Below are 20572 nucleotides of genomic sequence, written 5' to 3' on the forward strand. Positions count from 1 at the left end.
TCGAGAGCCGTCTGTTCGGGAGCAGGTTTCTTCAACATGACCCAGTGAATCACAAAACCCCTGGACCAGCCAGGGGTTTGTCAGCAGTCTGAGCCCGCCGTTGATGAAACGGCGGGCTTTCTCTTTATGTCGAATGGAACGGCCGTTATTCGGCAGCGTTCTGGACGATTTCCACCATCTCGTAGGAGTAACCCTCCAGCATCGCATAGGCGCGCTCGATCGCCTCGATCTGCGCCTCGGACTTGATGATAGCATCGCCGATCGTATCGGTGCGGGCGCGGAACATGCGGCCGAGAATATCGGCTTCCGGGCGCTTGCCGATGCGGTCGAGATGGTTGCGGATACGGCCGCGATGCCGCTCCATTTCGAGAATGTGGAAACGAGCACTGACGATCTGGTCGGTCAGCTTGCGACGCATCGCCGCCACCGGGTCGAAACTGCCCGGCTCTCGCTCGTCGAGAATGAGTTCGTTCATCAGCGTTTCGAGAACGAGAACGCTTTCGAGATCCTTGGTGTCGGCCAGCGCCGGATCGTAACCGGTATCGTCATAAACCTTGCGGCGGATCGGATCGATCAGCAGTTCGTAGGAATTGGTCAGCTTGCTAAACGTTTCCACGTCACCGCCTGCATCCGGATGCGAGGTTTTTGCCTGCTTGCGATAGGCGCCCTTGATCGCTGCGCCATCGGCGTCACGGGTCACTCCAAGAATGTCGTAAGGGTCGATCATCAGTTCACATCTCTTGGTCGCGACGTAATCAAAGTCCTAATATAAACTTGTGGGTTGCCCCCTGGCGAAACCGCTCGCCTTTCCGTCAAGCAGGCAGGCTGGGCGATTCTGTGGCGCAAATCGCACAAAACAGGGCTGTGGTAGCCAAAGAACGTTAAAAAAAGCCCCGCACTCGGGCGGGGCTTCTGTCTGATCTTCAAAAATGGTCACAAATCGCCAGTTCAAAGGTAGAAATACTAAATAGAACCTGTGCGATTGCAACTTTTTCGCGCGTTCTATGTGCGAGTACACGAGTTCAAATGCGGCACTATACCATCAGTTTCAGGTATTCGAGCGGTTGCCGCCTGGCTTGTTGCTGCCTGACGACGTCGTTCCGTCCGCTTCCTGGCCGTAATAGGTGCCGCCAAGGTGGCCGCCTGAACTGGTGTTCTCCACCTGGCGCTTTGCCCGTTTATGGCTTGGTCCACGTCACTCTTGCTCATGATTGCCTCCATCTTTTTGGGGTGGTGACAATCAATCAACCCATGTCGACGGCGTATGTTCCGATTTTTTTTCAAACAGGCCGGTTGACCATGACAGGGGCAAGGCATATTTGGAAACAATCATTTCCGAATATGGTTCTGCCTCTCATGACCGTCCTGGACACAGCATCGGCAACGCCGCGCGCCCCCGGCCGTCCGCGTGAATTCGATATGGATACCGCGCTCGACAAGGCGATCATCGTCTTCACCGAGCGTGGTTATCATGGCACGTCGATCGGTGATCTGAGTGCAGCCATGGGCGTCACCGCCGGCAGCCTTTACAAGGCCTTTGCCGACAAGAAGGCGATCTTCCTTGCGGCTTTCGATCGCTACAAGCAGGTGCGCAACAGCTTGCGTGACGAAGCGATTGCGCCGGGCAGAAACGGTCGCGAGCGCATTCGCCTGCTGCTGCATTTTTATGCCGATGGCGCCCATGGTGAAAACGGCAGACGTGGTTGCCTCGTCGTTGGGGCCGCCGTCGAGCTTGCCCTGTTCGATGCCGAGGCCGATGCCCGTGTCGCCCGCTCGCAGGCCGGTTTCGAAATACTGTTTGAACGCCTGGTGCGAGAGGGGCAGGCGGATGGCTCGATCGGTGCGCATATCGATCCGCCGGTCACCGCACATCTTCTCTATGCCGTCATCCAGGGCATGCGCGTGATCGGCAAGAGCGGGCAGGATTTTGCCCGCGCCCTGTCGATCGCCGATGCCGCCCTGAAAATCCTCGACTGATCTCTTTATACCTCCAGCCTCCCGGGAGTTTTTCATGACCCTCCAAGCCACCGAGGAAAACGCCACGTTTTCCGAACCGGACGAACAACAGAAATCTGCGGGCATTTCCACGGCCATGACCTTTCTCATGGCCGCCGCCGCCGGTCTCATCTGTGCCAATATCTATTACGCCCAGCCGCTGGCCGGCCCGATCGCCGCCGCCATCGGCCTGCCGGCTGAAGCCACCGGCCTCATCGTCACGCTCACCCAGATCGGGTATGGCCTCGGTCTTCTCTTCGTGGTGCCGCTCGGTGATCTCGTCGAAAATCGCCGGCTGATCCTTTCCATGATGGCCATCGTCACGCTGGCGCTTCTCGCTGCTGCCGTGTCCTCCACGCCGTCGCCCTTCCTTGCCGCTTCGCTGATGATCGGCCTCGGTTCGGTGGCGGTGCAGATGATCGTGCCCTTCGCGGCCAGTCTCGCACCGGAGGCAAGCCGCGGCCGTGTCGTCGGCAATGTCGTCTCGGGCCTGATGCTCGGCATCATGCTGGCGCGGCCGGTCTCCAGCTTCATTGCCGAGTTCTCTTCCTGGCATACGGTGTTTTATGTCTCGGCTGCCGTCATGGTGACGCTTGGCCTCGTGCTGGCGGTAAAACTGCCGACCCGCCGGCCGGAAACCAGCCTCAACTACATCTCGCTCCTCGGTTCCATGGTGTCGCTGGTTCTCACGCAACCTGTCCTGCGTCGCCGCGCGGCCTACCAGTTTGGCCAGTTTGCCAGCTTCAGCCTGTTCTGGACGGTGACGCCGCTTCTGCTGGCCAGCCCCGCGTTCGGGCTCAGCCAGGCCGGTATCGCGCTGTTCGCATTGGCCGGTGTCGCCGGCGCCATTGCTTCGCCGATTGCCGGTCGTCTGGCGGATCGCGATCTCGGCCGGCCCGCCACGGCGCTCGGCATCGCCTCGCTGGTTGTCGGTTACCTCATCACGCACATCGCGCCTGATGGATCCATGCTGGCGCTCGGTCTGCTGACGCTTGCCGCCATCCTGATCGATTTCGGTGTCTCCACCACTCTGGTCATCAGCCAGCGGGCGATCTACGGTCTCAGCGCCAGCCTGCGCAGCCGTCTGAACGGCCTGTTTATGGCAGCCTTCTTCGTGGGCGGCGCGTTGGGTTCTGCCATCGGTGCCTGGGCCTATGCCACAGGCGGCTGGTCGCTGGCGTCATCGATCGGCATTGCCCTGCCGATTGCCGCCTTCCTCTATTTCCTGACGGAAAAGCGGGCAAAAGCCTGATGCCTTATGCAGTCGCCGCCACGGCTGGCGGCTGCGTGTTCCCCGGTTTGGGAAAGGCGAGCGCAATTGCCACCGCCGCCAGCCCCATCAGCGAAGAGCCGATGAACATCCATTCGTAACCAGCGAAATGATCGAAAGCCCAGCCGCCCGCTACCGGCCCAAGCGCCATGCCGGCCGAGGAAAACAGCGTGATGGCGCCGAGCACCGTGCCCATCACCCGCGGCGGAAAATAGTCATGGGCCAGTACCGCATAAAGCGGCATGACCCCGCCATAGGCGGCGCCGAAGATAATCGCCAGCGCATAAAAGCCGGGAAGGGCGCTGGCCTGCGTATAGGCGGAAATCACCAGCGCCTGCACCAGCAGCCCGCCGATCAGCACCGGTTTCGTCCCGTAGCGGTCGCCGAGCAGACCGAGCAGAACACGCCCGCCAAGCCCGGCTGCGCCTTCCACGCTGTAAATGCTGACGGCCGCCATCGGCGCGATGCCGCAGGCCATGGCGTAGCTCACCATATGAAAGATCGGCCCGGAATGGGCTGCACAGCAGGCAAAATAGGTAAAAGCCAGAACCAGGAATTTGGGAGAACTGACGATTTTTGCCAGCGGCAAGTCCTGTCCAGATGAGCCAGTCTGGGCTTCCGTCTGTCCGCCCGATGCGGGTTTTGGCGCCGGTCGCATCAGCAGTGCCAACGGTGGCAGCACGATCCAGCAGCCGATGCCGATTGCCAGCATGGCGGGTCGCCAGTCGCCGTAATAGGAAACGAGAAAACGCGCCAGCGGCGAGATCGTCATCGGCGCCACGCCGATCCCTGCGGATACGAGCGACACGGCAATGCTGCGATGTTTGTCGAACCACGCCATGGTGAGCGCGATCATCGGCGCGAAAAAGGCGCTGGTCGCCAGCCCCAGCATGCAGCCATAGACCAGTTGGAACGCCGGCAGACTTGTTGCCATCGATCCCAGAACCAGCGCCAGCCCCAGAAGCAGGCTGCCGGCCATGATCACGATGCGGGCGCCAAAACGGTCGCTGGCCATGCCCCACAAGAAGCCGCCCAGTCCCATGACGATGAAATTGATCGTCATCGCCAGAGACACTCCGGCATGTGACCAGCCGGTGGTCGTCACGATCGGCTGCAGAAACACGGCGAGCGAAAACATAGCGCCGGCCGCCACGCAGCCCATCGTGCCGCCTGCGGCCACGATGACCCATTGATAGGATGTTTTCATGCCAAACCTCCCAAAGCGCCATGATCGACGCTACTTGACGTTGTCGATGTCCACAAGGACGCCTGTGCCGGGCTGCGGCCGACAGGCCGTTCGGGTTTTTTTGAGGGTGTAGAAAAAAACGACCTTGATCGTGTTCGAGGTCGAATGCCGCATCATGCCGGGCTCATGCTTCACCTCGTTCCACAACCCCGTGAGGTTTTCCATGAGCAAGACAAAACTTCTTTTCACCCTTTCCTTCTGCTTATTCGCCACCACGCTCCATGCTGCCGAACCTGTCGGCGTCCAGAAAATCAGCGTCGTCACGCAGGATTATCCGAGGCCGCTTGCGGTAACCATCTGGTATCCGTCCGAAGGGGATGGGCAGCCCACCGTTTCCCAAACCGACAAGGTGTTTCAGGCCTCGGTCGCCAATACGGGTGCCACCATCCGTGAAGGCCGTTTCCCGCTGATCCTGATGTCGCATGGTTCCGGGTCGCGCGCCGAAGGCATGGGCTGGATCGGCGTCGAACTGGCCAAGGCCGGTTATATCGTCGCCGCTCCCAATCATCCCGGCACGACCAGCGGTGATTCCACGCCAGCCGCCACGCCAAAAATCTGGGAACGGGCGCAGGACATGTCCGTGCTCGTCACCGCATTTTCCAAAAACAAGAACTGGCAGTCGTCGATCGATGCCGACCGTATTGGTATCCTGGGGTTTTCACTTGGAGGTTCCACCGCAATGGAGCTTGCAGGTGCCCGTGGTGATCTTACCGCCTATAAGCGCTACTGCGATAAAAATCCGGGGATGATGGATTGCACCTGGTTCGCCGGTGGACGCGGTTATGCCGGTGGCGAAAGGGTCGATGTCGAGCCGCTGGATCTCGACAGCATCGACAGAGCCCGTTTCGAGCAGCAGAACCGAGATACCCGTATTTCATCCGTGGTTTCGGTCGATCCCGGCCTTGCCACGACATTCCGGAAGGATAGCCTTCAGGAGATCGACATGCCGGTCACGCTGATCAATCTCGGAAGTCCGGGCGCGGTGCCGCTGGCTGTCCTTTCTGATCAGTTGGCGAAGGACATACCGGGCGCGACCTACGCGCAGGTCGCAGGCGCCGATCATTTCAGTTTCCTGCCCGTCTGCAAGAAAGGTGCTGCGGATTTCCTGAAGTCGGTCGGCGAGATCGACCCGATCTGCGAGGAAACCGCCCGCCCGCGTGCAGAAATTCACGAGGAACTGAGCCAGCTTATCATCGCCTCTTTCGAGCGAGACTTGAAACCCGGTAATTGAAGAAACATGACGGGAGGCAAAAGCCTCCCGTCACCTCATGCGATGCGCTTGTAAAACAGCGTCGTGCCGCAATAACCGCCCTGCGGCCACAGGGCGTAATCGGGAATGACGCCGACGCGTTCCCAGCCGAAGCGCGGATAGATCGCTTCCGCCTCGCTGCCGGTCGCGGTGTCCAGCACCAGCAATGTGCGGCCACGCCGAGCCGCTTCTTCTTCCACCGCCGCCATCAGTTTTCGCGAAAGGCCAAGCCCGCGTGCCGAGCGATGCACCAGCAGTTTCATCAGATCACCGCGATGCGGCTGGTTCGGTTTCGAAGTCAGCCCCACCTGCACCGTGCCGACGATCCGCCCCTCATGTTCGGCAACAGCCAGAATGATGCCGCCGGCCTCCACCGCATCGGCAATCTCCTGCCAGTAGGCCACCGCGTCATCCGGGGTGAAAGGCAGCATGAAGCCAAGCGACGCGCCACTATTGATGCCGTCGGACAGAACTTCGCAGAGATCCGGAATGGCGCGCCTTGCAGCAGCGGCATCGAGAAGGCGGATCGGGGTCATCGAAAAATCCTTGAAGAAAAGAATGGAAGGCGAAATGGAGCCCCATCCATGATCGTGTGCAAGCAGGTAAGCAAGTGGTCAAATGGCGTAAGTCGTCGCTTCGAAATATGCACCTTTCATGCCGCTCCCCGGATAGCTTTCCGTCACGGCCTTACGCTAATCTTCCCGCAATCGCCAAGCGGCCCCGCGGCAACCGGACCATGATCGTGGCCGGGCAGCGGGCAAGCCTCGACCGAGATCGTCCAAGCATACCGTTGTAGCATTCGCCTGCCTTCGAGGATGATCATGACCGGAACGCCTGCCGTCGCTGCTTCCCCCGTATCGATCGCCAGCATTGTCATATCGATGACGATAGCCGCTATCGGCAGCGGCATCATGGCGACCTACGTGCCCTTCGTGCTGACCCGCGAAGGCGCCACATGGGCGGCAAGGCTGGCGGTTCCGGCCTTGGCCTTCGGTGGCCTGCTCGGCTGCGTGCTGGCCGGCCCGCTGATCCGTCGCGTCGGGCATGCGCGGCTGTTGGCCTGCTCCATGGCCATGGTCATCATCGGCGCGGTGCTGGTGGCGGCCGATCTGCCGCCCGTCTGGTGGGTGCTTGCCCGCGCCATTTATGGCGCCGCCTCCAACGTCAATTTCATCATCTGCCAAAGCTGGCTCAACCATGCCTCATCGAACGAATGGCGCGGCCGCGCCATGTCGTTTTTCTACATGTGTTTTATCCTCGGCCTCGGCTTCGGTGCGTGGCTGTTCGGGCAGGTGCCGGCGGAAGGTCATCTCGCGCCGCTGATCGTCGTTTTCGTCACGGCCCTTTCCATCATCCCGATCGGCCTCACCCGCCTGCCGAACCCGCCGCCGCCGGCCAGCGTCAGCGTCGATGTGAAAATGGCATGGCGCATTTCCCCGGTCGGCCTGATCGGCGTTCTCGCGTCCGGCGGTCTTTCCATGGTCGTGCAGGGTTTTACGCCGATCTATGCGACGCTGAATAACGTTTCCCAGGGGGAGGTGGCGCTGCTGATGCTGGTCATGCAGACCGGCCTTCTCTTCATTCAGTATCCGCTCGGCCTGATTTCCGATCGCATCGACCGCCGCGTCATCCTGCTGTTTACCTGCGGCCTCATTGTCATCGCCGGCGTGGCGGCGCTGATGGTGTCCTTCACCACCTTCATCCTGCTGATGATCGTCTTTCTCGTTTTCGGTGGTGCGGTCGAGACCGTTTATTCCGTCGCCAACGCCCATGCCAATGACCGCGCCGATCCCGGTGAATTCGTGCCGCTCTCCTCGACGCTGCTGGTCGCATGGTCCACATCGGCAACGATAGTGCCGCTCGGCATCACGTTTCTCGCGCCAGTCCTCGGTCAGCAGACGTTTATCTACGCCATCATCCTAGTGGCGTCCGCCTATGGCGGTTACGTCGTCTGGCGTCTCAAGGAACGTGAGGCGGTGCCGATGGACGAGCGCGAAAATTTCGGCATGAAAACCGCGCAGATGCCGAACGCATCCATCATCACCGATCCCGAAGGCGGCATCACCCCGGAAACCAAGCTGTCATAGGCATAAAACCGGGCCTCATACTCAACGAAAGGTTATCTTTCCCCCTTTGCGGCAGGGACTGTCGCTGATATATGCGCGAACCATGAGCACCAATTCTTCGCGCACGCCGCTTGACCATATCCGCAACTTTTCGATCGTGGCGCATATCGACCACGGCAAGTCGACGCTGGCAGACCGTCTGATCCAGACGACCGGCGGCCTTGCCGAACGCGATATGTCCGAGCAGGTCCTCGATTCGATGGATATCGAGCGCGAGCGCGGCATCACCATCAAGGCCCAGACCGTCCGCCTGCATTACAAGGCGAACAATGGCGAAACCTACGTGCTGAACCTCATCGACACGCCCGGCCACGTCGACTTCGCTTATGAAGTCTCGCGTTCGCTGTCTGCCTGCGAAGGTTCGCTTCTGGTCGTGGATGCCTCTCAGGGCGTGGAAGCCCAGACGCTCGCCAACGTCTATCAGGCGATCGACAACGACCACGAGATCGTCACGGTCCTCAACAAGATCGACCTTCCTGCGGCCGAACCGGACCGCATCAAGGAACAGATCGAGGAAGTCATCGGCATCGATGCGAGCCAGGCTGTCCTGATCTCGGCGAAAACCGGCCTCGGCATTCCGGATGTTCTCGAAGCCATCGTTCACCAGCTGCCGGCGCCCAAGAGCGAAGCCGGCGACAAGGGCCCGCTGAAGGCGCTGCTGGTCGATAGCTGGTACGATACCTATCTCGGCGTCATGGTTCTGGTGCGCATCCTGGATGGCGTGCTGACCAAGGGCCAGACCATCCGCATGATGGGCACGGACGCAAAATATCAGGTCGAACGCGTCGGCGTGCTGACCCCGAAAATGCTGGCTGTCGACAGCCTTGGTCCGGGCGAAATCGGTTTCTTCACCGGCTCGATCAAGGAAGTCGCCGATACCCGCGTCGGTGACACCATCACCGAAGACAAGAAGCCGACCGCGAAAGCGCTGCCGGGCTTCAAGCCGGCCCAGCCGGTGGTGTTCTGCGGTCTCTTCCCGGTCGATGCCGCGGATTTCGAAGACCTGCGCGCCGCCATGGGCAAGCTGCGCTTGAACGATGCCTCGTTCTCGTTCGAAATGGAATCGTCTGCCGCGCTCGGCTTCGGTTTCCGTTGCGGCTTCCTCGGTCTGCTGCATCTGGAAATCATCCAGGAGCGTCTGGAGCGCGAGTTCAACCTCGATCTCATCGCCACCGCCCCTTCGGTCGTTTACCAGCTGACCATGACCGACGGTTCGGAACGCGAGCTGCACAACCCGGCCGACATGCCGGATGTGGTGAAGATTTCCGAGATCCGCGAACCGTGGATCAAGGCCACCATCCTGACGCCGGACGATTATCTCGGCGGCATTCTAAAACTTTGCCAGGATCGCCGCGGCATCCAGACGGAACTGACCTATGTCGGAAAGCGCGCCATGCTCACCTATGAGCTGCCGCTCAACGAAGTCGTGTTCGATTTCTACGACCGCCTGAAGTCGATCTCCAAGGGTTACGCCTCGTTCGATTATCATCTCGACGCCTATCGCGAGGGCAACCTCGTGAAGATGTCGATCATGGTCAATGGCGAGCCCGTGGACGCGCTGTCCATGCTGGTGCACCGCTCGGCTGCTGAAAAGCGCGGCCGCGACATGTGCGAAAAGCTGAAGGACCTGATCCCGCGGCACATGTTCAAGATCCCGATCCAGGCAGCGATCGGCGGCAACGTCATTGCCCGCGAAACGATCTCGGCCATGCGCAAGGACGTGACGGCAAAATGTTATGGTGGTGACGCCACCCGTAAGCGCAAACTGCTGGACAAGCAGAAGGAAGGCAAAAAGCGCATGCGTCAGTTCGGCAAGGTGGACATTCCGCAGGAAGCGTTCATCGCCGCGCTGAAGATGAAAGACGATTGAGTTTCTAGAGGCGGGCTTTGGGGCCCGCCTTTTTCGTCACCGCACGCGTCTGCGCTCCGTCATCACCACCTGATAGTTCGACAGAACGATGATGGCGGCGCCGAGGAAGACGAACAGGTCGATCGCTTCCGAATAGGCGTAATAACCGACGATCGCCGCCAGCGGCACGCGCAAGAAGTCGACCGGCATGACGATCGAGGCCTCCAGCCGTTTCAGCGCCTGGGCCAGGCAATAATGAGCCGTCAGCCCGCCTATGCCGGACACGAACATCCACGGCACAGAGACCATCTGTACCGGTTGCCAGTCGGTGAGTGCGGCCACGAAACCAAGTGGCAGCTGGATCAGGATCATCCAGACGACGATGACGCCCGGCGAGCAATGGCGTGTCAGTTCCTTCACCACGATCAGCGCGATGGCGAAACCGGCCGCCGCAATCAGCACCAGTCCGGCGGCGGGGTGGATCATGGCAAGGCCCGGCCGCACGATGACAAGCACGCCGATAAAGCCGCCGATGGTGGCGATGATGCGCGGTGTCGTCAGCTTTTCCTTGAGAAAAATCCAGGCAAAGAAGGCCGCCCAGATCGGCATGGTGAATTCCAGCGCGAAGACGGAAGCCAGAGGCAGGAAGACGATGCCGACCGTCCAGAGATATTGCGCGGTGAAATGCACGACATTGCGCAGAAAATGCAGTTTCAGCATCTTCATCTGCCGCACTTCGGGAAACAGTTTTCGCGCCACCACCAGGATGATCAGCAACCCGACCAAGGCGCGAAAAAACATCACCTGCTGGATCGACATCGTCGCTGCCATTTCGCGCGAGCCGATCGACATGCCGATGAAGGATGCCATGCTGCCGGCCATCCACATGAGCCCGCGCCAAAACTCCGCCCGCCCTCCCGCAGTCGCGGTGAGACTGTTGTCTGCCATGAAATTTAAAACCTCCAACCCTGTGGCGACAGGTATGGGCCTTCGGGCGGGGTGAAGTCCATCGACATTATGTCGCTGAAGGAATGCGCGGATGTCAGGCCGGCGGTTTTCTCGTCGCGCTGGCTTACTTGACTTCGTCCGCGCTGCATTACACTTTGCTGATGCATGGCGACGACGCGCCATGCGCTAGCCGGGTTCATGGCCAGATTCATGATTGCTTCATGGGGAGGTTTCGCATGCACAGGTTCAAGATCGTGAAGGCTGCAAACGAGCAGTTCCGCGTCCAGTTCGTTTATAACGCCGAAGTCATGGTCTGGTCGGAAAACTACGCGTCCAAGGCCAGCGCCAAGAACTGCATCGAATCGATCAAGAAGAATGCGCCCGGCGCCGCGACCGTGGACCTGACCAAGGACGAGACCGGGTCGGGTTATCGTTTCGAGATCGCCGAGAGCAAGAATGGCGAACGTTTCGTGCGCTTCAAGGCTGCCAATGGCGAGGCCATGGTGCGCTCCGAACTTTATGCCTCCAAGGCAAGCGCCAAGAACTGCATCGAGTCGGTGAAAAAGAATGCCCCCGGGGCCGACACCGTCGACGAGACCGTTTCGGCCTGACCTGCCGGTCCCCTTGTTTTCGAGCACCGGTTTTTCGACCGCCAAGCGAGACTGCACCGCCCGCAACTGAGGGGCGGTGTTGTGTTCTGGTACTCGCTTTTCGGAATATAGAAATCTGACAATAAGTTATAAATACAATGATTTCAAATGTTTACGCTACTTTAGAGAGTGCGCGTTAGGCTTGCCGTAGTTTAAACGAATCAGTGTCCCGCCGATGCCGCAGCCCGTCGCCGATTATCTGAACCTTTCGACCGAGGTTCGCGCCCTCAATCAGCTCTTCGCCACGGTGAAGTATGATGTTGATGGCAAGATAACCGCTGCCAATCCGCATTTCCTGCGCATGATGGGTTATGATCTCAGCGAATTGCTGGGCGCGACCGATACGTTGTTCCTGTCCAAGTCCGCCGAACGTGGCCGCCAGAAAGACCTCTGGCAGAAATTGCGCGCCGGCGAGCAGCGGGAAATGATTTCGTTATGGATCGCCAAGCTGGGTGGCGAACTCTGGCTGCAATCGCGTTATGTGCCGATCCAGACGGAAGACGGCACAGTCACTGAAATTCTGCAGATCGTCACCGATGTCACGCGCGAAAAGGCGCGTGAGGCCGACGAGCGCGGCCAGATCGCCGCCATCAACGCCAATCAGGCGGTGGTGCATTTTTCGCTGGATGGCATGGTGCTGGATGCCAATGCCCAGTTTCTTCATGCCACCGGTTATGCGCTGCACGAAATCATCGGATGTCACCATTCGATCTTCGTGCATGACCCCGATACGGTGGAATATCGCGAATTCTGGCGCTCGCTCGCCCGTGGTGAACACAAGGCCGGCGAATACCGCCGCCGCCGCCGGGATGGCGAGGATGTCTGGCTGCAGGCGCTCTACAGCCCGATCTTCGATCCCGCCGGCCGGCTGATGAAGATCGTCAAATATGCAAGCGACGTGACCACGCAGAAGCTGCGCCAGGCCGATTACGAGTGGCAGATCAACGCCATTCATAAATCGAACAGCGTCATCACCTTCGACATGCATGGCACCATCCTCGATGCCAACGAACAGTTTCTCGAAGCGGTCGGTTATACGCTGGACGAAGTGCAGGGCAGGCATCACAAGATGTTCGTCGAGCGTTCGCATGCGCATGGCACGCAATACGCCACCTTCTGGAACGATCTGCGCAAGGGGCGGCATCGCTCCGGCCTGTTCAAGCGCTTCGCCAAGGATGGCGAGGAAATCTGGCTGCAGGCCACCTATAACCCGATCTTCGATGCCAATGGCAAACCGGTCAAGGTCGTCAAATACGCATCCGTCGTGACCGACGAGCGGCTGGTGCAGGCCGAGCATGAGGGCCAGATCGCTGCCATTCACAATGCCCAGTGCGTCGTCTCCTTCGAACTCGACGGCACAATCATCGAAGCCAATGAGAATTTTCTGTCGGCAACCGGTTACAAGTTCATCGATGTGCGGGGACAGCATCATCGCATGTTCGTTGAACAGGACGAGGCTGACAGCCAGGAATATCAGGCATTCTGGGCCGATCTCGCACAAGGCAATTTTCGCGCCGGTGAATACAAGCGTATCGGCAAGAATGGCCACGAAGTCTGGCTTCAGGCCACCTACAATCCGATCAAGGACCTGAGCGGCCGGCCGTTCAAGGTCGTCAAATATGCGACGGATGTGACCGAGGCAAAACTGCGCCAGGCGGATTATCAGGGGCAGATCGAGGCGATCCACAAATCGCAGGGTGTCGCGGTCTTCGATCTCGACGGCACGGTCATCGATCTCAACCCGAATTTCCTGCACATGCTCGGTTATGAACTCGATGAAATCAGAGGCCGGCATCACTCGGTCCTCATCGCCCGTGATGAAGCCGCCAGTGAGGATTATGTCGGCTTCTGGGATACGCTGCGCTCCGGCAGTTATCATTCCGGCATGTACAAGCGTGTCGGCAAGGATGGTCGCGAGATCTGGATCCAGGCCAGTTACAACCCGATCTTCGACCTCAACGGCAAACCGACCAAGGTCATCAAGTATGCGACGGATGTGAGTTCCAACGTGGAACTGGCGGCGGCCTTCGACGATGCCCGCCGTCAGGCACAGCACGATTCCGCCACCTCGCTGCCGAACCGCGTGAAACTGTCATCCTACATGGAAAACTGCCTGGCCGGTCCTGCCGGCAGCATGGTGGTTTTCTATCTCGATCTCGATCGCTTCAAGCCGATCAACGACACCTATGGCCATCATGTCGGTGACCGCGTGCTTGGCGAAGTTGCCGACCGCATGCGTCGCGCCTTGCGGGATGACCAGATCGTCGCACGTGTCGGTGGCGACGAGTTCGTCATCGCGGCCCCCGGCATGCCGACGGAGGCGATCGAACGTTTCTGCACGCATATCCATGATATCGTCACGGCGCCGATCCGCCATGAAGGTGTCGAACTGTCTGTCGGCGTCTCCATCGGTGTGGCGATGTCGCCGTCCGATGGCACGACGCCGGACGAATTGCTGCGGGCGGCCGATGCCGCTCTCTACCGGTCCAAGGAAAACGGTCGCGGCCAGTTCAGCTTCTTTTCGATCGACATGAACTGCAAGGTCGCCGTGCAGCGGCAGATGACGGAAGGCATGCGCAACAGCCTTGCCGCCGGTGAATTTTATCTCGAATACCAGCCGCGTTTCGATGCGCGCGGCCGTCATATCCGCAGCGCGGAAGCGCTGGTGCGCTGGGCGCACCCGGAACGCGGCCGCATCAGCCCGGCGGAGTTCATTCCGCTCGCCGAACAGAATGGCCTGATCGTGCCGCTCGGTGACTGGATCATGCGCACCGCCTGCGAAACCGCCACCCATTGGCACGGTATCGGCGTGTCCGTAAACGTCTCGCCCGTGCAGTTCCGCGATGCCGATTTCGTGCAGAAGGTGCGTGATTGCCTTGAGGAAACCGGGCTTGAACCATCCCTGCTGGAGCTTGAAGTCACCGAAGGCATTCTCCTGGAAGATGCCGATCGCGCCATCAGTCTGCTCAAGGAGCTCAAGAAAGTCGGCGTGACCCTTGCCATGGACGATTTCGGCACCGGTTATTCATCGCTCAGCTACCTGCGCAACTTCCCGTTCGATGTCATCAAGATCGACCGCAGTTTCGTGTCCGATCTCGACCGCAAGGAAAGCGCCCGCCCGATCGTGCAGGCCATTCTCGGCCTTGGCCGCGCGCTCGGCATTTCCGTCACCGCCGAAGGTGTCGAGACGAACGAACAGCTGGCAATCCTCACCGCAGATCATTGCAACGAGGTTCAGGGTTTTCTGCTTGCCCGTCCACTCAGGGCAGAGCAGGTGGCAGAATTGCTGCAGGAAATGCCGGAACTGGCGGTTCGCAACCGGCCACAAAGACTGGCCAGCTGAGCCGCCATCATCCAGCCAATTACTCCGACCGGACAAACGAAAAGAGGCGCCTTGCGGATATCGCAGGCGCCTCTTTTGTATTCAGTGGTATCGGTCGCCAGCCTTACCGGCTGGCGACGCCGCCCGAACCGCGCTGGCGGTTCAGCCAGTTGTGCCACTGCTGTTCGCTGCCGTTGAACACGTTGAGGTCGATCTTGCCGGTCACGCCATGCGACAGGCCGGAGCCGGAATATTGCCAGAACACCCATTTGCGGCCCGGATAGACTTTTGACGGATGCTGGGCGACGGCGCGCAGCCAGAACGGATAGTTTTCGAATTCACCGCGCAGGTTGTCCTTGTAGAAATCGGGCGCGGTGTAGATCACCGGACGCTGGCCGTAATGGCGCTCCAGCTTGTCCATGAACACCTGCATCTTCTCGATCACACGCGCTTTCGAAAGCCGCATCTTGCAGGCCGATTCGCCATTGTATTCGACATCGATCACCGGCGGCAGCGCATCCGGCTCGCGCGGCACGTTACGGATGAACCAGTCGGCCTGCTCGCTGGCGGCGCGGCACCAGTAGAAGAAGTGATAGGCACCCCGGCGAATGCCGGCGTCCTTGGCGCGTCGCCAGTTGGTCCTGAACATCGGGTCGAGATGATCGCCGCCATCGGTCGCCTTGATATAGGCGAAGTTGGCGCCCTGGGTTCTCAGTTTCGGCCAGTCGATCTCCCCCTGCCAGCGGGAGACATCAACGCCGTGAACGGCAAAATGGCGTGGCTGCACCTTGCCGAAATTGATCGGCTTGGCATCGCGGAACTGGCGGCTGTAGATGCGCGAGCGGGCGGCGGCACTCATCGTGCCGGACGAAAGCGCTGCGGTCTCCATCATGCCGGCCGGACGCTGCAAGGGCAGTGGTGTTGCCGGCATGCCGACGGTGCTTTCCGAGACGGGCAGGCGGCCCGTTCGGCTTGCCGCCATGGTTTCCATGGGTTCGATCGGCGCCGATGCGTGGTCGCTCGGCGTCGATCCGGCCCAGGCCAGGACTTCCTGGTGCTGTGGCTGCGGTGCCGCGGTCATGGAAGGACCGCCAACACTGGCGACCGGAACCGGCGGTGCCGGCTGAATGGAGCTGGTCATCTCGCGGGAAGGCCGCGTCGGCACCAGGGATTCCGGTGTCGTGCTCGATGAACAACTGCTCAACAGCAGCGTGGCCATGAAAAATGCAGGCTTGATCGCTTTATGCATCGGTATCCGTACGCATCACATGTCCGGCGCCTGACGCGGCAAACCGGAACCATTGGAGACAGTGCTAACGGAAGATTACCGGAAAAGACTGAATGCAATCTTTACGAACGAACGGTCCGGCTGCTCAAAATTTAGGTGTATTGCCAACGGAATTGACGGAGATCACCTCCAAAGTTGCGCGGATGCAGCATATGGTGGGCATGCGGGGAGGGATCGCCTGCCTCAGGGGATTCTCATCGCGCATGTCCGGCCCACGAAAGCAGGCCGGCCCTTTTCGTATTCAATGGTGGTTTGGGATCAGGCCCATTCGCCCTTGCGCATGACCGGCTTTATTGAACCGTCAGCACTGATGCCGTCGATATCCACCTTGTCGGAACCGATCATCCAGTCGATGTGGATGAGGCTGGAATTGCCGCCCTTGGCCGCAATCTGTTCCTGGCTGAGCGATGCACCATCGAGGAAACATTTCGAATAGCACTGGCCGAGCGCGATGTGGCAGGAGGCATTTTCGTCAAACAACGTGTTGTAGAACAGGATGCCGCTGGCCGAAATCGGCGAGGAATGCGGCACCAGGGCCACTTCACCGAGGCGTCGCGCACCTTCATCCGTATCCAGCACCTTGTTGAGCACTTCCTCGCCCTTGGTGGCCTTCGCCTCGACGATGCGGCCGCCCTCGAATTTCACCTGAATACCGTCGATCAGCGTGCCCTGATGCGACAGAGGCTTGGTGCTGGACACATATCCTTCCACCTTCAGCGCGTGCGGCGTGGTGAACACTTCCTCGGTCGGGATGTTCGGGTTGCAGGTGATGCCGTTCTTGGCGGTGGATTCGCCGCCATGCCATTCGTGGTCGTCTGCCAGACCGATCGTCACATCCGTGCCCGGGCCGGTGAACTTGAGGGCCGAAAAACGCTCGCCGTTCAGCCAGGTGGAGCGCTTGCGCAGGTTGGCATTGTGCTGTGTCCACGCCGCGACCGGATCGTCGAGATCGACACGCGAGGCGGCAAAGATCGCATCGGCCAGCTTCTTGATCGCTTCCTGCTCGCCAAGTTCCGGAAACACCTGTTTTGCCCAGGCCGGGTTGGGGTAGGAGATGATGTTCCAGTTGATGTCGAAATTGGAGATCTTTTCGAGCGCCGGCTTGTAGGCCATCGAATTGGCCTTGTTGGCACGCGCCACCTTGGAGGGATCCTGACCCGCCAGCATCATCGGGTTGTCGCCGGCAATCGCCAGACGCGCAGCATTGCCGGCAAAAGCCTTGGCCATGCCCCCGTAAAGCCAGCCGGACGCCTTGTCGAAACTGGCATCGGGCGCATGGCGGTAACGCGAAAGCGTGGTGTCCTCGTCGGAATAGAAGGTCGTCACCAGCCCGGCGCCGGCCATATAGGCGTGGCGGGTGATCATCCGCACCAGCGGGATGGCGGCAAGCGGTGCCGTCATCACCAGATCCTGGCCGGCTTCCAGCCTCAGGCCCACCTTCACCGCCACTTCGGCGAGTTTTTCCAGCTTCTTGGGGTCGACCGTGGCGATATCGGAATGGATGTTCATGGAGATGCTTGCCTGTTTTCAAAAAACGATGAAACAGACATAGACCTGCAGCCTGCGGATTTGAAGGTCAGTCAGCTATCAGGGGCGCGACAATTGCCTTCAAGGCTCGTTGCGCATCCTTCGGGTTCAATCGGACCTGCAATCCGCGCTGCCCGCCATTCATGTAGACCAGCGGCTCATCCATCGCGGCGATCTCGATGGCGGTCGGCACCTGCTTTTTCTGGCCGAAAGGGCTGATGCCACCGACATGATAGCCGGTCAAACGCTCGGCATCGGCGGGTTTCATCATATGCGCCGACTTGCCGCCGAAAGCGGAAGCCAGCTTTTTCATCGAGACTTCACGGTCGGACGGCACGACCACGCAGACCGGCTTGCCATCCAGTTCGGCCATCAAGGTCTTCAGCACACGGTGCGGTTCCTCGCCGATCGCCTCCGCCGCCTGCAGGCCCACACGCTCGGCATTGGGGTCATAGTCATAGGTCACGGTCTCGAAGCCGACACCGGCCTTGGAGAGCGTCTGTGTGGCGCGCGTCGTCTTCGACATCGTCGTTCGTCCTTACTTGCCGAAAGCTTCGGCATAGATTTCCGGCTTGAAGCCGACCAGCAGCGCACCGTCCTTTTCCAGAACCGGCCGCTTGATCATCGACGGCTGTTCCAGCATCAGGCCAATCGCCTTGTCGCGGTTCATGTCGGCCTTGGCCTCGTCAGGCAGTTTCTTGAAGGTCGTGCCGGCGCGGTTCAGCACCGTTTCCCATCCTGCCTTGTCCGTCCAGGTCTGAAGATGAGCCAGATCAATGCCGGATGCCTTAAAATCGTGGAAAGTGTAGTCGATGCCGTGGTCTTCCAGCCAGGTGCGCGCCTTTTTCATCGTGTCGCAGTTCTTGATGCCGAAAATCGTAACGCTCATCCGGTCTCTCCCTTGTCGAAATTCGACCATTGAAATGCCTCCAAAACCGGCAGGGGACAAGTGGAAATACAGGCAGGCAGCGTTGTTTTGCATGGCTCCCATCTAACCTTGTGCATTGAATGCAAAGCAGCTCGGGAGCATATTCTAATCAACAAAAGGAGATGCACATGTCCACGAACCTCAAGAACATGCGCGGTGGTTTTATTGGCCGTGCAATCGCTGTTTTCGGTGCTGCCACCGCCGCTTCTGCCGCCGTTGAAGGCGGTCGCAAGCCGCAGGCCCGCGACCTCAAGACCCTCGGCATCGATCCGAAGGCTTTCGACCGCGTACAGTTCTAAGCAGTGCTTTGATGATCTGACTGCCCCGAACAGATCAGGGGCAGTCTGGGGCGATATTTTGCCTGACAGGCTTCCCTCAGTGTGTCAGGAACTTGTAGCCCACATATGCCACGAGCAGAACAGCGGCGCCGCCTGCGGTAATCAGCCCCAGACGATGCTCGATGAAATGGCGGATACCTTCGCCATACCGCCGCAGCAGCCATGCCAACAGATAAAAACGTGCGCCGCGGGCGACAATGGCCGAGCCTATGAACAACCATATGTTCACATGCGCCGCGCCCGCCAGTATGGTCACGACCTTGATCGGCGGCAGATGCGCCAGGCCTGACGTCATCAGGAACAGGATGACCATCTCGAAGGAAATGCCGGAGCGCAATTCCTCGAACGTGTCGAGCTTGCCGTAAAATTCCAGAACCGGTGCCGCGATCGCATCGAAAGCGTAGTAGCCGACCCACCAGCCGGCGATCCCGCCCAGAACCGATGCGATGGTCGCGATCAGCGCGTAGCGCCAGGCGCGTTGCGGCCGAGCCAACGCCATTGGCAGGAACAATACGTCAGCCGGGATCAGAAAGATCGAGCTTTCAACAAAGGCGATGACGGCAAGCCATGTGGAAGCGGCCTTGCGCGCGCTGAGCGCCATGGTCCAGTCGTAGAGTCTGCGCAGCATGCAATTTTCCCCGATCTGTCGTGCGGCGAGGTCTATCGACGCGAGCCAAACTTGTAAACTTGCTGCAGTGCAAAAATGGCCATTCTCTGACCGCATGCTTTGATAGTAAGACAGCGAATGCCTGAGGGGTGGCAGGCATTCGCGTAAGGCTCTGCGGAAAATGTTTAGCCGCCCAGTGCCTCATTGGTGAAATAGCTTGCCATTTCCGGCTTGCTCTCGAGCACCTTGCCATCGCCGTCCTTGAGGATTTTTGCGCCGAACAGATAGGTGCCGATCGCCTCCATCTTGGCCGGCTCCATCTGCCCGATCACACCGCTTGTGGTGCGCAGATAATGCCCGTCGATCAAAGCCTGTAGCGAGGCGCGGATCAGTGCGCGATTGGTCAGCGCATCCTTGTTGGCGGCGATCAGCAGGTCGGTTGCCTCGTCCGGATTGTCGGCAGCGAAGGCATAACCCTTCCGGGTTGCCTGCAGGAAAGCCTTGGCCACATCCGGTTTCGCATCCAGGAATTTTCGGCTGGAGCCCAGCAGTGCCGTATGTTCATCCGGCACACCGTAATCGGCATAACGGAAAGCCTTCTGCTTCAAGCCCTCCAGTTCGGCCTGAACACCTTCCCAGGTATAGACTTCCAGCGTGAAATCGACGGAGCCATTGGCAAGTGCCTGATAGGCCGAAGTGCCGAGCGTCACCGTTTCGAACTCGCCCTTGCCACCATCATGACGGATCATGGCGCTGAGCAGCGCATTTTCCCAGGCGCTGCCAAAGCCGCCATAGGTCTTGCCGTCGAGATCTTTTGGGCTCCTGATGTCATCGCGATCGGCATTGAAGACCACGCGGCCGGTTTCATGCTGCACGATGGCGTAAGTGCCGATCAGGTCGGCGCCGGCCGAATGCTGGGTGAACAGGCCGATCGAGCCGATCACGCCAAAATCGGCGACATGGTTGGCCACCAGCGTGCCGGCGGATGTGTCGGTATAGGGCAGAATTTCGACATCCAGACCGGCTTGCCTGTAGAAACCTTTGTCGCGGGCAACGAAGAGGCCGATATGGTTGGTGTTCGGCGTCCAATCGAGCGCCACCTTTACACTCTGGTTTTCTGCCCGAGCCGGGAGGCCAAGAAGCGGCGAAAGGGCGAGGCCGGCAACGGCGCCGAGTGCCGTGCGGCGGGTGAGCATGGTCATGGCGTTTTTATCCTCCTGAAACGCGTG

20 protein-coding genes are annotated in these 20572 nt (G+C 59.8%); 9 read left to right on the top strand and 11 right to left on the bottom strand.

The window, feature by feature from the left end; all coding sequences use genetic code 11:
• Nucleotides 1-145: 145 nt before the first annotated feature.
• The gene (locus tag J2T09_RS20045; protein ID WP_306837782.1) at nt 146-727 is read right to left on the bottom strand and encodes a J domain-containing protein; all 582 of its coding nucleotides are present in this window, start codon (nt 725-727) and stop codon (nt 146-148) included.
• A 638-nt stretch (nt 728-1365) separates the two neighbouring features.
• On the opposite strand from J2T09_RS20045, the gene J2T09_RS20050 reads away from it, so the two are divergent.
• Complete coding sequence (locus J2T09_RS20050; RefSeq protein WP_373458538.1) at nt 1366-1977, top strand: TetR/AcrR family transcriptional regulator; 612 nt, start codon at nt 1366-1368, stop codon at nt 1975-1977.
• Nucleotides 1978-2011: 34 nt separating this feature from the next.
• Complete coding sequence (locus J2T09_RS20055; RefSeq protein WP_306837784.1) at nt 2012-3247, top strand: MFS transporter; 1236 nt, start codon at nt 2012-2014, stop codon at nt 3245-3247.
• Between the two features lie 4 nt (nt 3248-3251).
• Here J2T09_RS20055 and J2T09_RS20060 read toward each other — a convergent pair whose 3' ends face one another.
• Together J2T09_RS20060 and J2T09_RS20065 are read right to left on the bottom strand one after the other, a co-directional pair.
• Entirely contained in the window at nt 3252-4472 is a 1221-nt protein-coding gene (locus tag J2T09_RS20060; protein ID WP_306837785.1) for an MFS transporter, read from the bottom strand.
• Nucleotides 4473-4502: 30 nt separating this feature from the next.
• The gene (locus tag J2T09_RS20065; protein ID WP_306837786.1) at nt 4503-4682 is read right to left on the bottom strand and encodes a hypothetical protein; all 180 of its coding nucleotides are present in this window, start codon (nt 4680-4682) and stop codon (nt 4503-4505) included.
• On the opposite strand from J2T09_RS20065, the gene J2T09_RS20070 reads away from it, so the two are divergent.
• Nucleotides 4675-5742, top strand: a complete 1068-nt coding sequence (locus J2T09_RS20070) for an alpha/beta hydrolase family protein (RefSeq protein ID WP_306837787.1) — start codon at nt 4675-4677, stop codon at nt 5740-5742. The two genes, J2T09_RS20065 and J2T09_RS20070, sit on opposite strands and share 8 nt — an antisense overlap.
• Before the next feature lie 35 nt (nt 5743-5777).
• Here J2T09_RS20070 and J2T09_RS20075 read toward each other — a convergent pair whose 3' ends face one another.
• Complete coding sequence (locus tag J2T09_RS20075; RefSeq protein ID WP_306837788.1) at nt 5778-6296, bottom strand: GNAT family N-acetyltransferase; 519 nt, start codon at nt 6294-6296, stop codon at nt 5778-5780.
• Nucleotides 6297-6581: 285 nt separating this feature from the next.
• Between J2T09_RS20075 and J2T09_RS20080 the strand changes: the two genes are divergently transcribed.
• Nucleotides 6582-7847, top strand: coding sequence for an MFS transporter (locus J2T09_RS20080; RefSeq protein ID WP_306837789.1), 1266 nt, complete (start codon nt 6582-6584; stop codon nt 7845-7847).
• An 82-nt stretch (nt 7848-7929) separates the two neighbouring features.
• Nucleotides 7930-9756, top strand: a complete 1827-nt coding sequence (gene lepA, locus J2T09_RS20085) for a translation elongation factor 4 (RefSeq protein WP_306837790.1) — start codon at nt 7930-7932, stop codon at nt 9754-9756.
• Nucleotides 9757-9792: 36 nt separating this feature from the next.
• Here the strand turns inward: lepA and J2T09_RS20090 are convergent, their stop codons facing one another.
• Nucleotides 9793-10683, bottom strand: a complete 891-nt coding sequence (locus tag J2T09_RS20090) for a DMT family transporter (protein WP_306837791.1) — start codon at nt 10681-10683, stop codon at nt 9793-9795.
• A gap of 236 nt (nt 10684-10919) precedes the next feature.
• Here J2T09_RS20090 and J2T09_RS27715 point away from each other — a divergent pair, with 236 nt between their 5' ends.
• A complete protein-coding gene (locus J2T09_RS27715) occupies nt 10920-11294 on the top strand; it encodes a YegP family protein (RefSeq protein ID WP_444939725.1) in 375 nt (124 codons plus the stop codon).
• A gap of 214 nt (nt 11295-11508) precedes the next feature.
• Complete coding sequence (locus J2T09_RS20105) at nt 11509-14676, top strand: PAS domain S-box protein (RefSeq protein WP_306837792.1); 3168 nt, start codon at nt 11509-11511, stop codon at nt 14674-14676.
• 103 nt (nt 14677-14779) lie between these two features.
• Here the strand turns inward: J2T09_RS20105 and J2T09_RS20110 are convergent, their stop codons facing one another.
• Nucleotides 14780-15859 (bottom strand): GH25 family lysozyme, encoded by a 1080-nt coding sequence (locus tag J2T09_RS20110; protein WP_306837930.1) that lies wholly within the window; start codon nt 15857-15859, stop codon nt 14780-14782.
• Between J2T09_RS20110 and J2T09_RS20115 the strand changes: the two genes are divergently transcribed.
• Nucleotides 15783-15938, top strand: a complete 156-nt coding sequence (locus tag J2T09_RS20115) for a hypothetical protein (protein WP_306837948.1) — start codon at nt 15783-15785, stop codon at nt 15936-15938. The genes J2T09_RS20110 and J2T09_RS20115 overlap by 77 nt on opposite strands.
• Before the next feature lie 263 nt (nt 15939-16201).
• On the opposite strand, the gene J2T09_RS20120 is transcribed toward J2T09_RS20115, so the two are convergent.
• The 3 genes from J2T09_RS20120 to J2T09_RS20130 form a co-directional block, all read right to left on the bottom strand.
• Entirely contained in the window at nt 16202-17452 is a 1251-nt protein-coding gene (locus tag J2T09_RS20120; RefSeq protein ID WP_306837793.1) for an aminopeptidase, read from the bottom strand.
• Between the two features lie 67 nt (nt 17453-17519).
• On the bottom strand, nt 17520-17996 hold the full coding sequence (gene ybaK / locus J2T09_RS20125) for a Cys-tRNA(Pro) deacylase (RefSeq protein ID WP_306837794.1): 477 nt from the start codon (nt 17994-17996) through the stop codon (nt 17520-17522).
• Nucleotides 17997-18008: 12 nt separating this feature from the next.
• Entirely contained in the window at nt 18009-18359 is a 351-nt protein-coding gene (locus J2T09_RS20130; RefSeq protein WP_306837795.1) for an ArsC family reductase, read from the bottom strand.
• Nucleotides 18360-18526: 167 nt separating this feature from the next.
• On the opposite strand from J2T09_RS20130, the gene J2T09_RS20135 reads away from it, so the two are divergent.
• Complete coding sequence (locus tag J2T09_RS20135) at nt 18527-18697, top strand: hypothetical protein (protein WP_306837796.1); 171 nt, start codon at nt 18527-18529, stop codon at nt 18695-18697.
• 76 nt (nt 18698-18773) lie between these two features.
• On the opposite strand, the gene J2T09_RS20140 is transcribed toward J2T09_RS20135, so the two are convergent.
• Both J2T09_RS20140 and J2T09_RS20145 read right to left on the bottom strand, forming a co-directional pair.
• Nucleotides 18774-19364: a YqaA family protein gene (locus tag J2T09_RS20140; protein WP_306837797.1), complete on the bottom strand. Its 591-nt coding sequence runs from the start codon at nt 19362-19364 to the stop codon at nt 18774-18776.
• 164 nt (nt 19365-19528) lie between these two features.
• Entirely contained in the window at nt 19529-20545 is a 1017-nt protein-coding gene (locus tag J2T09_RS20145) for an ABC transporter substrate-binding protein (protein WP_306837798.1), read from the bottom strand.
• Between the last annotated feature and the right edge of the window lie 27 nt (nt 20546-20572).

It is taken from the genome of Neorhizobium huautlense (assembly GCF_030811685.1).
Lineage (GTDB): Bacteria > Pseudomonadota > Alphaproteobacteria > Rhizobiales > Rhizobiaceae > Neorhizobium > Neorhizobium huautlense_A.

Excerpts from the sequence above, each read along its gene's own strand:
- J2T09_RS20115 (WP_306837948.1), top strand. The coding sequence starts at position 15,783 with ATGGAGCTGGTCATCTCGCGGGAAGGCCGCGTCGGCACCAGGGATTCC.
- J2T09_RS20135 (WP_306837796.1), top strand. The coding sequence starts at position 18,527 with ATGTCCACGAACCTCAAGAACATGCGCGGTGGTTTTATTGGCCGTGCA.
- J2T09_RS20080 (WP_306837789.1), top strand. The coding sequence starts at position 6,582 with ATGACCGGAACGCCTGCCGTCGCTGCTTCCCCCGTATCGATCGCCAGC.
- J2T09_RS20060 (WP_306837785.1), bottom strand. The coding sequence starts at position 4,472 with ATGAAAACATCCTATCAATGGGTCATCGTGGCCGCAGGCGGCACGATG.
- lepA (WP_306837790.1), top strand. The coding sequence starts at position 7,930 with ATGAGCACCAATTCTTCGCGCACGCCGCTTGACCATATCCGCAACTTT.
- J2T09_RS20070 (WP_306837787.1), top strand. The coding sequence starts at position 4,675 with ATGAGCAAGACAAAACTTCTTTTCACCCTTTCCTTCTGCTTATTCGCC.
- J2T09_RS27715 (WP_444939725.1), top strand. The coding sequence starts at position 10,920 with ATGCACAGGTTCAAGATCGTGAAGGCTGCAAACGAGCAGTTCCGCGTC.
- J2T09_RS20105 (WP_306837792.1), top strand. The coding sequence starts at position 11,509 with ATGCCGCAGCCCGTCGCCGATTATCTGAACCTTTCGACCGAGGTTCGC.
- ybaK (WP_306837794.1), bottom strand. The coding sequence starts at position 17,996 with ATGTCGAAGACGACGCGCGCCACACAGACGCTCTCCAAGGCCGGTGTC.
- J2T09_RS20140 (WP_306837797.1), bottom strand. The coding sequence starts at position 19,364 with ATGCTGCGCAGACTCTACGACTGGACCATGGCGCTCAGCGCGCGCAAG.
- J2T09_RS20075 (WP_306837788.1), bottom strand. The coding sequence starts at position 6,296 with ATGACCCCGATCCGCCTTCTCGATGCCGCTGCTGCAAGGCGCGCCATT.
- J2T09_RS20055 (WP_306837784.1), top strand. The coding sequence starts at position 2,012 with ATGACCCTCCAAGCCACCGAGGAAAACGCCACGTTTTCCGAACCGGAC.
- J2T09_RS20145 (WP_306837798.1), bottom strand. The coding sequence starts at position 20,545 with ATGACCATGCTCACCCGCCGCACGGCACTCGGCGCCGTTGCCGGCCTC.
- J2T09_RS20045 (WP_306837782.1), bottom strand. The coding sequence starts at position 727 with ATGATCGACCCTTACGACATTCTTGGAGTGACCCGTGACGCCGATGGC.
- J2T09_RS20120 (WP_306837793.1), bottom strand. The coding sequence starts at position 17,452 with ATGAACATCCATTCCGATATCGCCACGGTCGACCCCAAGAAGCTGGAA.
- J2T09_RS20130 (WP_306837795.1), bottom strand. The coding sequence starts at position 18,359 with ATGAGCGTTACGATTTTCGGCATCAAGAACTGCGACACGATGAAAAAG.
- J2T09_RS20090 (WP_306837791.1), bottom strand. The coding sequence starts at position 10,683 with ATGGCAGACAACAGTCTCACCGCGACTGCGGGAGGGCGGGCGGAGTTT.